This window comes from Providencia sp. PROV174 (assembly GCF_028480685.1).
GTDB lineage: Bacteria > Pseudomonadota > Gammaproteobacteria > Enterobacterales > Enterobacteriaceae > Providencia > Providencia rettgeri.
Genome location: NZ_JAMPOT010000022.1, coordinates 1 through 14535, shown reverse-complemented (window position 1 = coordinate 14535; position 14535 = coordinate 1). Strand labels below are relative to the sequence as shown.

Here is a 14535-nt window from a genome sequence, read left to right as displayed (position 1 = left end):
TGACCTTAACTAGAAAACGTTGATGGAAGCTGAAAGTGAGCTTGAATACTATGTTTATCCACATTATAGAGGGCTGACAAGTTAGTAAGTGTTAACATACATTTTGGTAACCCTTGTCTCGCTTTTTGCTGTTGATTAAGCAAAATAACATTGTCAGCAATGGCTGCGGCATGTTGTGGATGGTGAGTTGACATCAAAATTGTCATACCGTGAGATTTTAATTTTTCGATTTGCTCAAGTAGGCGAATTTGATTACCAAAATCAAGGCTAGCGGCAGGTTCATCCATAATTAGAAGTAATGGCTTTTGTATTAAAGCCCTTGCTATCAATACTAATTGCTTTTCTCCGCCACTAAGCGTGCTATATAGGCGTGATGCTAAATGTGAGATATTCAGATGCTTGAGTTGTTGATAGGCTAAACTTTTTTCTGTTTCTTTAGGAACCGAAAACAATGAAATATGCGGTGTTAAGCCCATCATAACCATATCAAGTACCGTGAAGGTAAAGGGGGTATCATGAGCTTGGGGAACATAGGCGACAGTTTTGGCGATTTCGCGTGGTTTAAGGTTCTGAATCTCTTGCCCATTGAGCCAGACCTTACCTTTAATTGCCGGTAATAATCCCAGTAAAGTTTTCATTAACGTGGTTTTACCGCAGCCATTAGCGCCTAATAAGCAGCTAATCTCACCTTTAGGTAACGAAAGATTAATACTGTCAATGATTGATATGCCATGATAGCCAATAGCGACCTCTTGCAAAGACAAAATACTCATTTCACCCGCCTTGTCTGCAACAAAATAGCTAAAAAGAAGGGAGCACCAATTGCAGAGGTTAAAATGCCTATGGGTAATTCAATTACCGCAATAGTCCGTGCTAAGGTGTCTGTAATGAGTAATAAAATAGCACCAATTGCCAGTGATGCAGGGAGCTGATAGCGAAAGTTAGCGCCCACTATCATTCGAGTGATATGAGGCACAATCAAGCCTATCCAGCCAATAATTCCCGCAATAGAAACCGCACTTGCCGTGAGTAAGGTGGCACAAACAATGAAGATAGCACGGGTTAAGCTGACATTGATCCCAAGGCTTTTAGCTTCTTCATCCGATAAACTGAGTAAATTCATTCGCCAGCGTAATAATAATAACGGAATAATACCGATAACCATCATCGGTAACACAGAGACTAAGTCAGCTTGGGTAATCGATGACAATCCACCTAACAACCAAAATGTGATGGAAGGCAGTTGAGTGTAGGGATCAGCAAGAATTTTCATTAAAGAGATGGCTGAACCACATAGTGCACTGATGGCAACACCAACCAGTACCAAGGATAAAATAGGATCATGTTGCCGCGCTAATCGAGCAATAAAACAGACTAAGGAGACCGTGATTAGTCCACCAATAAATGCGCTCAGTTGAATGTAAAATAAGGATTGGCCAAAGAAAATACCGATAACAGCACCCACGCCAGCACCGGCGGAAACGCCTAAAATATCAGGGGAAACTAATGGGTTACGGAACATACCTTGGTAAGCTGCTCCTGCAATAGCCAGACCTCCACCAATGACAATAGCGGCTAACGTGCGAGGAAATCGTATTTGCCAGAAAATGGTTTCATGGCGCGGGTTGCTCAACTCGCTATGAGAAGATAACTGGCTGACAAATAGATGATAAAGCTCATTGAATGTAAGTGAGTACTTACCACTTATTAAGGAAATAACAAAACTTATTAATAAAATGATGATTAATATAAGGGATCTTCTCCCTTGTCTCAGTACATCATTCATGATTTTTCCATGAGCAAATCAACTTGCTGTGCTGTTAATGATGAATGGTAGAAATGAGTAAAAAACTCAGCAATATCATGCTTAATATTCACTGCAATGTTTTTATCAAAATGACTTTGTAGGCGCCTCATTCCCAATAGGCGGTTAACCCCTGGAGGCCCATCTAACCAACCAAATGGCATACCACTAAATAGTAGTAGTTGGTTGTTGGCGATGGCATCAAGGCCTTTCCATAATGCGGAATTTGTCATCAATTCAATGGATTCGTCATATTGAGTTATAATGATGTCAGGGTTCCATTGATATAATTGCTCCATAGAAACCGTAGTCAGGCCATGGAAATTAGGAATATCAACTACATTACGTAACCCGAGTATTTCAATCGCTTCAGTATGAATTGAGCCCTTAGCGCCAGTTTCTAAACCTTTTGCTCCTCTTGCAAGGTAAAAACTCAGCGATTTCTGTTGGTTTTGATTGGCAAATAAAGTGGCATCACTAATATAGCGTTGAGCGAGTTGGCTCAGTGTTTGAGCCTGCGGGATAACGCCTAAAATTTCACCTAGTTGTGTAAGTTGTTGAGGTGAATCTTTTAACCCGCCTGCGATTAATAAATAAGGTACATGAGTTTGTTTGGCGACCTTTTCAGCTTGTGAGCGATAAGTTTCGTCAATGTTTCCAGTATCAATGATCAGGTCTGGGCTATAAGACAGCAGCTGCTCAAGAGAAAGGGTACTCCCACGGCCTGCTAAGCGGCCATAAACAGGTAGATCAAGCCATTGTGGTGCAAAAAGACCGGTTTGCCCTTTTTTCAGCGAAATAGAGGCGAAACCCACCATTTTTTCAGGAGCTAATGCGAACATCAGTAAGTCGGAAGGAGGACCTGAACTGATGACTCGGTGAATATTTTTTGGTGCTGGGAGTTTTCCAAATATGGCAGCTTCAACGGCTAGGCGAGTTTGCGCAAAGCTCGGTAAGCTGTAAAAAATAGCCAGCGCTGCACTGGATTTAAGGAACTGCCTACGATTGATTGCCATAATCTAATTTTATTGCTTCGTTATGATAATAATTATATAACGCGAAAATTAGCGGAGTCATGATAGAGAGTCAACCATAAAAGTTGCCGTGCTCAGAAAATTCGATGTTTATGTGATGTAAATCAGTAACAAAGATTGCTATCCATTAATAGATAGCAGAACATAGTTATCGTTAACGAATTGGATATCGCTTTGAACTTATGAAGAAAAAAAGACCTTCTTTGCAGGATGTTGCCGACCAAGTTGGCGTCACAAAAATGACGGTGAGCCGTTTTTTACGAAACCCTGAGCAGGTTTCAGAAGCTTTGCGTGATAAAATTGCTCAAGCGGTGGAGGCTTCCGGGTATATTCCGAATAAGGCGCCCGATATTTTATCGAATTCAACCAGTCATGCTATTGGGGTGCTACTGCCTTCTTTGACTAACCAAGTTTTTGCCGAAGTCATCCGTGGAATTGAAGCGGTGACAGATCGTCATGGTTACCAAACCATGCTTGCTCACTATGGTTATTTAGCAGAAAAAGAAGAAGAGCGGCTGACCTCGCTACTTTCTTATAATATTGATGGTGTGATTTTAGCCGAACGAACACACACTGAACGCACATTACGTATGCTGAAAACTGCGGGGATCCCTGTTGTTGAGATTATGGATAGCGTTTCTCCTTGCTTAGATATCGCAGTGGGTATCGATAACTTTGAAGCTTCTCGCCAAATGACCCAGGCGATGATTGAGCGTGGCTGCCGTAAAGTTGTGTATTTAGGGGCAAGGCATGATGAGCGTACTTTTATTCGTTTAAAGGGTTATGAGCAGGCCATGCTCGATGCAAATCTTGAGCCTCGTAATGTGATGACACAAGCTAGCTCGTCGTATTCGCTAGGCGCTCAACTACTGCACGATTGCCGTGCTAAATACCCAGATACCGACGGTTTATTTTGTACCAATGATGACTTGGCGATAGGGGCGATTTTTGAGTGTCAACGTCTAGGAATTCAAATTCCACAAGACCTTGCTATTTCAGGCTTTCATGGCCATGACGTAGGGCAAGTGATGACCCCAAAACTGGCAAGTATTTTGACGCCAAGAGACCAAATGGGACGTAAGGCGGCAGAAGTTTTGTTGGCAAGAATGTCTGGTAAGAAGCTTGTCGAGACGCATTTTGATGTAGGGTTTTCTGTCCTTACTGGCGAAAGTATCTAATTTTATCCGTCATACTTCGCGCCGTAGCGTCGTTGCCCGCACTTGCTAACTCTAGTCACATACTTATGTATGCTCCCAGAGGTTAGCTCGATTGGCGTCTAGCTACAACACGAATTATTTAGGATAAAGAGCACGCTATAATGCGAGTTATTAATTCAAATTATTTAGGGTAGCTTTATCCGTCATACTTCGCGCCGTAGTGTGAATTATTTACGATAGCTTTATTTGTTGAACTTCAAATTATTAAAAACTTATATCTTGGCACCCTCTATATTATTGCGATAACTATCACAAATCTGTTCTCTTCTTCGCCAATTTGATTGCTAAATAAATCTGCACTGATGATAATGTTACCCGTAACTTGTTACCGGTAACAAATGCCGGTTTTTAACTAAAGCCAGGACAATAGTGAATATCTGAGGAGTTTCCGATGAATGATACCCAAAAACAAAACTATACATTTGTACTAATGGGGGTATCGGGTAGTGGTAAGTCTGCTGTTGCCACAGGTGTCGCACAGCAACTGCAAGCTGCCTTCCTTGATGGTGACTTTCTTCACCCTAAATCAAATATTTTAAAAATGGCATCGGGTCATGCATTGAATGATGATGACCGCCAACCTTGGTTGGAAGCATTAAACCAAGCGATTTTTGCTATGCAGAGAACCAATTCTGTTTCTTTAGTGGTCTGTTCAGCACTGAAGAAAAAATATCGAGATATTTTAAGAGTTGATAATAAAAACTTATTTTTTATCTACTTGAAAGGAGATTCAGTTGTCATTGAAGAAAGATTAAAAGCACGTAAAGGGCACTTCTTCAAACCTGAAATGTTAAAAACTCAATTTGCTACTTTAGAAGAACCAACTACAGCAGAAACTGATGTTCATGTTGTTGATATTCGCCAAACACTTGAAGATGTCATCGGTAATACCTGCTCAACGATTAAACAAATTGTCGCAGGAGAGAAATCATGAACTCAGTCGAAACGCTTAGCACGTTAACCTTAGTGCTAACAGCTGTTGGCTCGGTCGTTTTACTTTTATTTTTAGTCATGTATGCACGGTTGCACGCTTTTGTTGCATTAATGATCGTATCAATCGGAGCTGGGCTATTTTCAGGGATGCCTGTTCAACAGATCACTGAGACCATGCAAAAAGGAATGGCAGGAACACTCGGCTTCTTAGCCATTGTCGTAGCATTGGGCGCTATGTTCGGTAAAATTCTGCATGAAACAGGCGCATTAGACCAGATAGCGAATAAGTTACTTAACCTGTTTGGTGAAAAAAATGCACATTATGCTGTCGGTGTTGCAGGGCTGATTTGTGCATTACCGCTCTTCTTTGATGTGGCGATTGTCTTGTTAATCGGAGTGGTGTTTGCGGTAGCGAACCGTACTGGCCATAACGTTGTTCGTCTTGCTATCCCATTATTTGCAGGGGTTGCCGCTGCAGCAGCGTTCTTATTACCGGGGCCAACCCCAATGTTGGTTGCATCACAAATGGGCGCAGATTATGGCTGGATGATTTTAATTGGTCTGTGTGCTGCTATCCCAGGCATGATTTTAGCAGGACCTTTATTTGGTAAATTTATCAGTAACTTTGTTCATATTGATATTCCAGCAGATTATCAAGCACCAAATACAGAACATGGCAAAATGCCAAGCTTTGGATTTAGCTTGTGTTTAGTGCTTTTCCCATTGGTATTAGTGGGTTTAAAAACCATCGGTACACATTTAGTTGAAAAAGGAACCACGCTTGAGCATTGGTTAGAGTTTATCGGTCATCCTTTCACCGCATTACTGCTAGCGTGTTTACTGGCGATTTATGGCCTAGGTTTCCGTTATGGTATGGATAAAGAAAAGGTCATGGCAGTTTGTTCTGCAGCGATTCAACCAGCTGGGATCATTTTATTGGTGACGGGTGCTGGTGGTGTATTTAAACAAATTTTAGTGGATTCAGGTGTCGGCCCTGCGTTAGGTGACTCTTTAATTGGTGCTGGCTTACCGATTGCGGTTGCTTGTTTTGTATTAGCTGGTGCAGTACGAGTTATTCAAGGTTCTGCCACTGTTGCATGTTTAACTGCAGTAGGCTTGGTACTCCCTGTTATCAGTGAGTTAGGTTACTCAGGAGCACAGCTGGCGGCTTTAGCGATTTGTATCTCAGGCGGTTCATTGATCTTAAGCCATGTGAATGACTCTGGTTTCTGGCTATATGGCAAGTTTACGGGGGCGACAGAAGCGCAAACCTTAAAAACTTGGACAGTCATGGAAACTATCCTTGGTACGACAGGGGCAATCGTTGGTATGGTGTTCTTTATGTTCTTGTAATACGGTTCATAAAAACACACCAAAGTTAAATTCATTGAATGAAAACTTAAGCAAAGCGCCCACAATTAAGTGGGCGTTTTGCTTTATTAGCTCAAGCTAATTTTAGGAATAACAATTTCATTGTGATGCTGTGGGGAGTTAATGCGTTTAGCGTGACCCGATGATAATTCAATATGTGCTGTAAAAAATGAGGCTAACCCTAAGTCGTGAGTAGAAAAGAAAATAATTGATTTGTTTAATTTAAACTCTTGTTTCATTAATTGTAAGAATGAGAGTGCATCAGAGGTTGCCATAAATGATGTTGATTCATCTAAAAATAGCATGTCAGGTTGTTTTAATAGAGCAAGGACGAGCTGTAACTTTTGTTTTTCCCCGGTAGAGGCGGCGATGTCAGTGACGAGTGTATCGTCTAATGTTTCTTTACTTATCAGTAAATTCGGGCAACATAATTTGGTTAGTCGAACAATGATACTGTTATCGAATACACCGTAGAAATTAAAATTGTCACGAATGCTGCCATGAATGAATGCTGAAATACCATTATGGTAGGCAATTTTTTCGGTTAAAAAGGATTGGGAAATTTCATCGATACCAATACCATTGATTGTAATATCCCCTGATGAGTATTCTGAAGTTCCACATAAGGCTTTCATTAATGATGTCTTTCCTACTCCTGAAATACCCGTAATACCGATGACATCACCGGGTTTGGCTTCAATATTGAGCGGGTTAATAATCGTTTTACCATGAATACTAACGCTAAGATTTTTTGCACTAAAATGTGTTATTGAATCTGTTGTTATGCCATCTACTTTGAAATGAATAAGCTGATTGTTTTTTAACTGATCAATACTGGATTTGATATGAAATAGGTGCGTTTTTACGATAAATAAGCGATTAATCGCGCTTGTGATTGCACCAGAAAGTCGACCATTAATGATCATGACGGCAATTACGGAAGCTAAGCTTAAACTCCCTTCACCGATAGCCAAATAGCTAGCTATGTACATTACGATCATGGATAAAAACGTATTTACTTTGATAATTTCCATCCAATGGTGATTGGCCTCGCTTAGTTTTAATTTTATTTTTTCATCTTCATTAGTTTTTATACTGATGTACTGCTTAAAATGATCATCTCTGGCAAAACAAAGTTCATGTTTTTTTTGTTCTAATGAGTAGTACATGGCTGATTTTTCATAGTTTAAGGCATTAGCTCTCAGCATATTTTTGTAGGAAAGAAAGCGGACGTGCAGACATAAAAAGATAAGCCCAGCATAATAGCTCAATAGCAATAATGAATAAAAACCTAACATGCCAATAATGCAAAATGAAAATAAAATGGCTAACCCAATATCATAAATAATTTGTGGTTTAATTTCCCATATTTGTAAGATTGACGCTTCTGCTGTTCTTACCTTAATTGAAGCACTTTTACAGCTAGATTGTTTTAATAGGTTAACAAAATAACGATTAAAAATGCTGATATTAAGCTTTGTTTTTTTTATATTTTGTTCATGAATAATGTGTTTAATAAAAAACTCTAAACCAATAACGACAATGAAAATAAAACTAATATATAAGATTGAGCTTATGGACTCGCTATAAACGAGTCGGGAATTAAATAGGTTTGAATATAAAGGCAATAATAGTGCAAATACGATTAAAGGTAGTGAAAATAAATTTGATTTTGGTGTTAATTTAATCAATGATTTATATATATTCGCTTCATTGAGCATGTTTTCACGTGCAGAGAATGAAAATAAATGTTTATTTTCAATTAGTTGATGTGTTATCGCAGAATCGGTTGTTAGATTGGTTAGCTGGCCTCGATGATTTTTAATGATAATATATTTTTCATCAGTTATCTCCATAATAAACAGTGCTGGTAGCTTTCTTTCACTAAAATCTACAATAGAAACATATTAATAATTGAAAAAATCATTATCAATAAATTCGTTTATATTATTTAGTATATATTTATTGTCATACGAGAGTGTTGGAGGGGTAAATGGTTCTCCTAATATCTTGAAATATTGATTAATAACATCATGGAAATTACTTTCTTTCATTTTCTTCACTCTTCAGGAAGCAAGCGTTAATCCCTTGATTATCTTCAACCGGCTTTAATGCTTTAATGTGTACATTAGGTGTGTTTTTTTTAATTAACACTGTGTTATAGATGGTGTAGGTCATTGCGGCGTCAAAAGATATGTTATTTCCATAACTGCAATAAACATCAATAGATTTAACTTTTTTATTAACAATTAATTTCAAGGTATCGTGGCTAAACATTAATGATTTCACTATGTTATTGCCATTGCCATTGCCATTGCCATTGCCATTGCCATTGCCATTGCCATTGCCATCTACATCGCTACTATCGTTATTTATAGATGAGGAAGTTTCAGTATTGTTGTCATCAATTCCGATAAATGCAGTTTTACCTTTATTTTGTTCAGCTGCCATTGTACTCGATAACACATTGGCTAAGAGTACGGCCATGAGTAATGTCATGGTTGCGACAGCAGCAGATAATGCAGAAATAAAACCTAACATAGGGTCACCAAACGTTAAATGTCATGTTATCGCTAACTAATGCGGTTAAATAATGAAATACTGAAATCTCTTTACTTGAGATATAGAGCATCACCGGTAAGCCGTCATGCTCTGGAAGAAGCTCGGTATTTTGTTCAGGTGTAATTTGTACTGAATAATAGCGTTCTTGGTTGGTTCGTTCTCTGTCAGTGAAGGAGTCAGCGCTAATTTTTGTGACCTTTCCGCTAATGATTTTTTTAAATCCGGGGGAATTTACCACAATTTTTGCTGACAGTTTCGGTGCGATAAAGGGTCGATATTTCGCTAATATTTTACCTTCAATGACTCGTGTATCCTGTTGTTTTTTAATTACCATCACTAAATTAGAAGCTTCAACATAAGAACCTTTTTCTAAATCTTTTTCGATGCTTAGTACCACACCATTCGCTGGCGATAACACACTATTCGCTCTTATTTTATTGCGCAGTAAATCCATCTGCCCACTGTTTTCTAATTTCTCTTTTTTCAGGCGATGAAGGAGAGTTTCATTTTCTTGGATCTCACCGATAAGCCGCGCAGTATATTTTTTTTCTAGCAGTGAGATTTCTCGTAATAGCCCTTGAGCATTTAATTCTCCTGATGTCATCAGTGCGTTGGTACGGCTGAGTTCAGCGTTATTATTGAGTTTTTCAATTTCAGGAGCTCTTGCATTTTTTAATAATAAATCTTTTTTTTTCAGAATGTTAATCTGCTTTTCTAATTCACTAGATTCTTTAATTTGTGAGATATATTTATCTCGCAAATTGCTTATCTCCATGCGTAAGAGAATGTGGCCATAGAGTTCTCTATAGGCGCTTAATGTTTTACTCTGTAACCCTTTCGCAAAGAAAAAATATTCAGACTCTGTTTTTATACTTCCATCAAGGATCTTATTTAACAATTTTTTATTTTCTTCTAACTCATTAATACGTTCATTAGCAAATGTAACGAGGTTGGTTAATGTTTTTTCTTGATGAAAGACATCTAAATTCGTATAGGAAAATAAAATTTGCTCTTTCTCGACCTTATCACCAGTTTTTATCGCGAATTGGTTAATAAACCCAGACGCTGGGCTGACTATTTCTAGTCGGTTGGAGACACCTGAGATAACTCCCTCTCCTGGAGAGGATATTTCGATTTTAGCTAATAAAATATACCCAATAAATAAGGATGTGATACCGAGAAGTATTTTCACCTTTTTAGGTAATTGATTTAGTTTATTTAGATAACGTTTCAATTTCAGTTAACTTCCCTGTTAATTGGACATATTCCATTTTGTTTTTCATATCAGCAATCATTAACTCAGCGATGCGTCTTTCCATTGTTAACATATCAAAAAGTGTATTCACCATTTCATAGAAAGAGGACTGTGATATCTCATATTCCCTTTGTTGGCTATTAATTATTGAACGCATAGTCTTACGTTGTGCATGCAGCCCTGTAAGTTCAGTCGAATTTGAGTTAGCAATTAGTTTTAAATTTTTAATTTTAGCGGTTGATTCTTTATATTTATAATCTGCTTTTCCTTTTGTTGCTTCATACAGTTTTAGTTGAGATTTTTCGCTCAGTATTTTATCAAGGTCAAAAATATTTAATTTAACTTCCATTCCCATGTAAGATTCGTTACGGCTTCTAACTTGATCAATAAATCGTTCTTCAGCAATAACATTAACATTCAAGAATGGGTTTTGTTGATAAGCATTTTCTTTCATTGCCTCAGCTTGCATGCGCAGCAAGTTATATTCATTATTTTGTTGTGCATTTTCACTATCAATAACGGTTGCTTGTAATTTTTTTAATAGATTTTTTGGTACTTGTACACCTTTCGAAGGAAAGGTAATCCCAGATAAAAGCTCAATATTTGATTTATATTGTTCAATCTCTTTTTCTATATTCTGTAGTTCTGTTTCAATCCGTTGCATCAACAAAGAGGCTTGCTCAACATCACTGTATTTTGCTATGCCACTTTTATAACGGTGAGTAATGAGCTTGAAAATATTTTTAGCATTATTATTTAAATCAGCTGTTGTTTTTGTTAGCTCATTGAGGTAATAAATACCAATTAAATTATTTGTTGTTGCGGTGTAAAGTTCTTCTTTTTCTTTGTTTAGTGAAAGTGCGGAAATTTTTAATTTCAAGTTTTTCTCATTAAACCGGTGACTTAACGCAGTGTCATAGATTAATGAACTGGCAGTAATATGACTACTGGTACTCCCATCATGGCTTTTTGTTTTTCCTGATGCTGATATTTTAGGTAGATAATAATAATCTGTCTGTTTTGCTCTAAGGTTTTCAGCCTCTAATTCTAACGCTTTTATTTGAACTGGATTAGAATTTTCTAATACTCGGTTAATAAAGGTTTGAAAGTTTTCTGTGCCTTGATTGGCAAAACTATAACTTGTTGATAGTAAAGTTAATAATAAACCTAATGTGATAGGGCGCATATACTTAATCCATTGATAATAAGGTTAAAAGTTTCTTTCTGCTCTCAATGGTGTTTTCTTTTAGCCATTGCGTAGTTTGGTCGATTTTTAATATTTCTTCTGATATTTTCTCATTTTCATTTCTTTTGTTTATTTTTTCTTCTAATAAGTAAACCGCTAATTTTCTTTTCCAGTCGTCATCAGCGTCTTTTATTGACTGTAAAACGGCTAAGTGGTCTTGTACAGTGTTGGATAAAGTTAGGAGGTGTGACGAAATATCGGTCACAAGTTCATTACTTTCAGTCACAGAAATCATTTTTTGCGCTATAGTAATATTCACTTTCTGTAATTTGTTTAGGGTTTCTTGAATGTGATTAAGTTCTTCTGAGTAATTTACAGATGTCTGTTGTGCAGTTTTTTTATTTTCTTTTTGGTAAAAGAAATGAAAGAAATTCAAACTAACTAATAGCAAAACTGAAATAGAAACACCAAGAATGGACGTTAAGAATGCAAAAGACATTGAATTCAGTGCCATTGAGATAGATGAAATCATAGCATTCATTTTTTCTGAGATATCACCTTCTCCCCCAAGCGATGCTGAGATAGCAGTGATCATCCCTGTTAGGCCAATAAATGTTCCAATTAACCCTAATGATACCGTGACAGATGCAGATAATTTAGTTTGGTTTGAAAGCAATGTATAGTTGCTTTGTTTACTTTTATTAAAAAATCGATGAAATAAGAAGATAATTAAAGGGTAAATATAAATCCCAATCATCGTGTAGCTTATTTCAGGAGCAAGTAATAGACATTGCTGAACCATTTCACGTACTGATTGTAATAAAAAACAAGCGAGAAACGTTGCAGCATAAAAAAATAATCCAAGATAGTACATGTTATTTGTAATCCCAATAAATACATGAATTCCAACCTGGGCAATGTTCACTTGTTCCTTGTTTTAGAACAACCTCTTTATTTATTCCCAGATTTTTAATTAGTGATGCCATATAAAGAAGGTTATAGATGTTTTTTTCTTTACTGTGGCTGACTTTATCATTGATATAACCATTGATAATGATTTTTTTACTTTTGTTTTTAATTATTTCTTGTTTTATTAAAGGAATTTCACTTTTTGATAAATGAATGCCGCCTTTAAAATAAATTCGTTTATTTGGTATGTCTATTTTTGTTTTTTCAAAGTTTAGTTCTCCATAGTGAATATAAGTTTCTGCGGTTTTCATTCCGCTAAAAATAAATACCATAGAAACTAGAATAATTATGCATAATGTTCCACTTAGCCCATCAACCATTGGGGCGAGTTCTTCATCAGAGCTATCGTCATCGTTTTCCATATCTGATTCTTTCATTTTAGAAACAACGTTATTAATTCATGCTCATATTATAGTCGCTATTGCAATGAACTCACTTGAATTTGAGCTCAAAAAGAAAGGATGTCAGGCCAAATTATATTAGAAGGCGTTTTATTTTTAATTAAATGGATATAATTGTTTTTATTAACGCCAGCATGTGAGTATTCGCTGATGACCTCATTTATTAATATAATGATATAGAACATGAAAGATAAAACTATCACAGATAAATTAAAAAATATAGAAATCCAAAAGTTTAAAGTTCAAGGACTTGATTTAATTATCACTAAGCCAGATGGCTCTATTGAGAACATTAAAAATGGGTTGTCAGAAGTTATTTTAGGCAATATGACATTATCGACTGAGCAGGGGGCGATTCTTTCACAAGATGAAATTCTATCCTCAATAACCTTAAATGTGGGCGCCGATGCCGTTTATATCAAAGAGCAATTAACGAGTGATATCGTTGAATATGCAGATAATCAAGCCTCAAAAAATAAGAGTAAACAAATAGATGATGACGAGCAGCAAGATGATAATCGGCAAGATGATGAACAAAGTTTCAGTAAAAAATTGGCAGAATTAAATCAAAAAAATCAACAATTAGAAAAGACACTTCAGACCTTGTCTTCAGAGAAAGATGAAAAAGAAGTGTTATTAAGCTCATCATTGACAAAGCTCGCTGAAGCGAAAAAACAGCTAAATCAAAAAAGCAAAGTAGAAAAAGTACCAGTAGAAGACAGCGACTTAACCTTCTCTCCACCATCTGCACCTGTCGCTATGCCAACAAGTTCCTCATCATCATCCACTCAGTCTGCCAATAAACCATCCGCAACGCCCCAAATAGCTAAACCGATGGCACAGGTTTTTATTCAGGGAAAATTAAGCGAAGAGTCCGACTCAGGTAAAAAGGGCGATAACATTACGAATATTAATACACCAACATTTATGGGTGTCGTTTCTCTCGATAGTCAGGCTTATCTAACGATTAATGATCATAAGTACCCTATAACCGCGGATAAAGACGGGAAATGGTCATTAAAAATTACAGAACCGTTAGAAGATAAAATATATGAATACTCATTAGTTGCTTCTTCCGGTGATGGCAAGCCTGTCACCGTGAGTGGTCAATTTGAAGTGGACACGCAGTTTGATGACCTCTCTGTTAACCTTGATGGGCATTCAAATATTGAAACGACAGGAGAAAGGCTGACGAATAAGCAAGTTCCTACTTTTGCAGGAAAAGCTGAAGTAGGGAGCTCGGTAACGCTAACGATTTCAGGGCAAACATTATCGACAATTGCTGATGATAAAGGGGTGTGGCGAATTACAGTCGAGAAGCCACTGGCTGATGGTGTATTAGCTTATCAAGTTACTGCAGTGGATACAGCGGGTAACCAAAAAACTATCACTGAGAGTGTGACCATCAAAACATCAAAACCCGATGCTAGTGTACTGCTTGATAACTCAGCGGTTTTCTTGACCAATAAAGTCAAGCCAACGCTTACGGGGAAAACAGACCCCAATTCTAATATTATCGTTAAGGTGGCTGGAAAAGAGTACCTCACCAAAGCCAATGAGCAAGGCGATTGGTCACTCACCATCACTGATAACCTAGCAGATGGCTCACATGTATTAAACGTTACGGTAACAGACAATGTAGGGAATCAGGGCATATTTATCCAGAGTCTATTGGTAGATACTACCCCACCCGCCGCACAAGCGGCACTGACCGAAAGCAGTGACTCGGGGATCAAAGGCGACCATATCACCCAACAACAAGCGGTGACCTTGGCAGGGAGCACCAAACCACAATCGACGGTC

The 14535-nt window shown here is 37.4% G+C and carries 13 protein-coding genes; 4 read left to right on the top strand and 9 right to left on the bottom strand.

Annotated elements, in window-relative coordinates:
* Positions 1-5: 5 nt before the first annotated feature.
* The 3 genes from PSE60_RS17670 to PSE60_RS17660 are packed head-to-tail and all read right to left on the bottom strand — an operon-like array spanning position 6 to position 2820.
* The gene (locus tag PSE60_RS17670) at positions 6-773 is read right to left on the bottom strand and encodes an ABC transporter ATP-binding protein (protein ID WP_272666298.1); all 768 of its coding nucleotides are present in this window, start codon (positions 771-773) and stop codon (positions 6-8) included.
* Positions 770-1786 (bottom strand): FecCD family ABC transporter permease, encoded by a 1017-nt coding sequence (locus tag PSE60_RS17665; protein WP_272666297.1) that lies wholly within the window; start codon positions 1784-1786, stop codon positions 770-772. The genes PSE60_RS17670 and PSE60_RS17665 overlap by 4 nt, the downstream gene beginning before the upstream one ends.
* Positions 1783-2820, bottom strand: coding sequence for an ABC transporter substrate-binding protein (locus PSE60_RS17660; RefSeq protein WP_272666296.1), 1038 nt, complete (start codon positions 2818-2820; stop codon positions 1783-1785). The genes PSE60_RS17665 and PSE60_RS17660 overlap by 4 nt, the downstream gene beginning before the upstream one ends.
* Positions 2821-3020: 200 nt before the next feature.
* Between PSE60_RS17660 and gntR the strand changes: the two genes are divergently transcribed.
* From gntR to gntU, 3 genes are all read left to right on the top strand, one after another.
* Positions 3021-4016, top strand: a complete 996-nt coding sequence (gene gntR / locus PSE60_RS17655; RefSeq protein ID WP_004915189.1) for a gluconate operon transcriptional repressor GntR — start codon at positions 3021-3023, stop codon at positions 4014-4016.
* 430 nt (positions 4017-4446) lie between these two features.
* Complete coding sequence (gntK, locus tag PSE60_RS17650; protein WP_210839312.1) at positions 4447-4989, top strand: gluconokinase; 543 nt, start codon at positions 4447-4449, stop codon at positions 4987-4989.
* Positions 4986-6341, top strand: a complete 1356-nt coding sequence (gntU, locus tag PSE60_RS17645; protein ID WP_272666295.1) for a gluconate transporter — start codon at positions 4986-4988, stop codon at positions 6339-6341. The genes gntK and gntU overlap by 4 nt, the downstream gene beginning before the upstream one ends.
* Before the next feature lie 86 nt (positions 6342-6427).
* Here the strand turns inward: gntU and PSE60_RS17640 are convergent, their stop codons facing one another.
* The 6 genes from PSE60_RS17640 to PSE60_RS17615 all read right to left on the bottom strand — a co-directional run bounded on the left by PSE60_RS17640 (position 6428) and on the right by PSE60_RS17615 (position 12693).
* Positions 6428-8215 (bottom strand): ATP-binding cassette domain-containing protein, encoded by a 1788-nt coding sequence (locus tag PSE60_RS17640; RefSeq protein ID WP_272666294.1) that lies wholly within the window; start codon positions 8213-8215, stop codon positions 6428-6430.
* A 184-nt stretch (positions 8216-8399) separates the two neighbouring features.
* Positions 8400-8900 carry a hypothetical protein gene (locus PSE60_RS17635; protein WP_198641976.1) on the bottom strand — a complete coding sequence of 167 codons (501 nt, stop codon included), beginning with the start codon at positions 8898-8900 and terminating at the stop codon, positions 8400-8402.
* 4 nt (positions 8901-8904) lie between these two features.
* On the bottom strand, positions 8905-10155 hold the full coding sequence (locus PSE60_RS17630; protein WP_238563033.1) for an HlyD family efflux transporter periplasmic adaptor subunit: 1251 nt from the start codon (positions 10153-10155) through the stop codon (positions 8905-8907).
* Positions 10136-11362, bottom strand: coding sequence for a TolC family protein (locus tag PSE60_RS17625; protein ID WP_272666293.1), 1227 nt, complete (start codon positions 11360-11362; stop codon positions 10136-10138). Before PSE60_RS17625 ends, PSE60_RS17630 begins: the two co-directional genes overlap by 20 nt.
* Before the next feature lie 4 nt (positions 11363-11366).
* On the bottom strand, positions 11367-12287 hold the full coding sequence (locus PSE60_RS17620; RefSeq protein ID WP_238563034.1) for a hypothetical protein: 921 nt from the start codon (positions 12285-12287) through the stop codon (positions 11367-11369).
* The gene (locus tag PSE60_RS17615) at positions 12238-12693 is read right to left on the bottom strand and encodes a hypothetical protein (RefSeq protein ID WP_198641979.1); all 456 of its coding nucleotides are present in this window, start codon (positions 12691-12693) and stop codon (positions 12238-12240) included. Before PSE60_RS17615 ends, PSE60_RS17620 begins: the two co-directional genes overlap by 50 nt.
* Positions 12694-12915: 222 nt before the next feature.
* Here PSE60_RS17615 and PSE60_RS17610 point away from each other — a divergent pair.
* A partial coding sequence (locus PSE60_RS17610; protein ID WP_272666292.1) for an Ig-like domain-containing protein occupies positions 12916-14535 on the top strand: 1620 nt, incomplete at its 3' end.

Coding starts and splice junctions, on each gene's coding strand:
- PSE60_RS17670 (WP_272666298.1), bottom strand. CDS start 773: ATGAGTATTTTGTCTTTGCAAGAGGTCGCTATTGGCTATCATGGCATA.
- PSE60_RS17665 (WP_272666297.1), bottom strand. CDS start 1,786: ATGAATGATGTACTGAGACAAGGGAGAAGATCCCTTATATTAATCATC.
- PSE60_RS17660 (WP_272666296.1), bottom strand. CDS start 2,820: ATGGCAATCAATCGTAGGCAGTTCCTTAAATCCAGTGCAGCGCTGGCT.
- gntR (WP_004915189.1), top strand. CDS start 3,021: ATGAAGAAAAAAAGACCTTCTTTGCAGGATGTTGCCGACCAAGTTGGC.
- gntK (WP_210839312.1), top strand. CDS start 4,447: ATGAATGATACCCAAAAACAAAACTATACATTTGTACTAATGGGGGTA.
- gntU (WP_272666295.1), top strand. CDS start 4,986: ATGAACTCAGTCGAAACGCTTAGCACGTTAACCTTAGTGCTAACAGCT.
- PSE60_RS17640 (WP_272666294.1), bottom strand. CDS start 8,215: ATGGAGATAACTGATGAAAAATATATTATCATTAAAAATCATCGAGGC.
- PSE60_RS17635 (WP_198641976.1), bottom strand. CDS start 8,900: ATGTTAGGTTTTATTTCTGCATTATCTGCTGCTGTCGCAACCATGACA.
- PSE60_RS17625 (WP_272666293.1), bottom strand. CDS start 11,362: ATGCGCCCTATCACATTAGGTTTATTATTAACTTTACTATCAACAAGT.
- PSE60_RS17615 (WP_198641979.1), bottom strand. CDS start 12,693: ATGGAAAACGATGACGATAGCTCTGATGAAGAACTCGCCCCAATGGTT.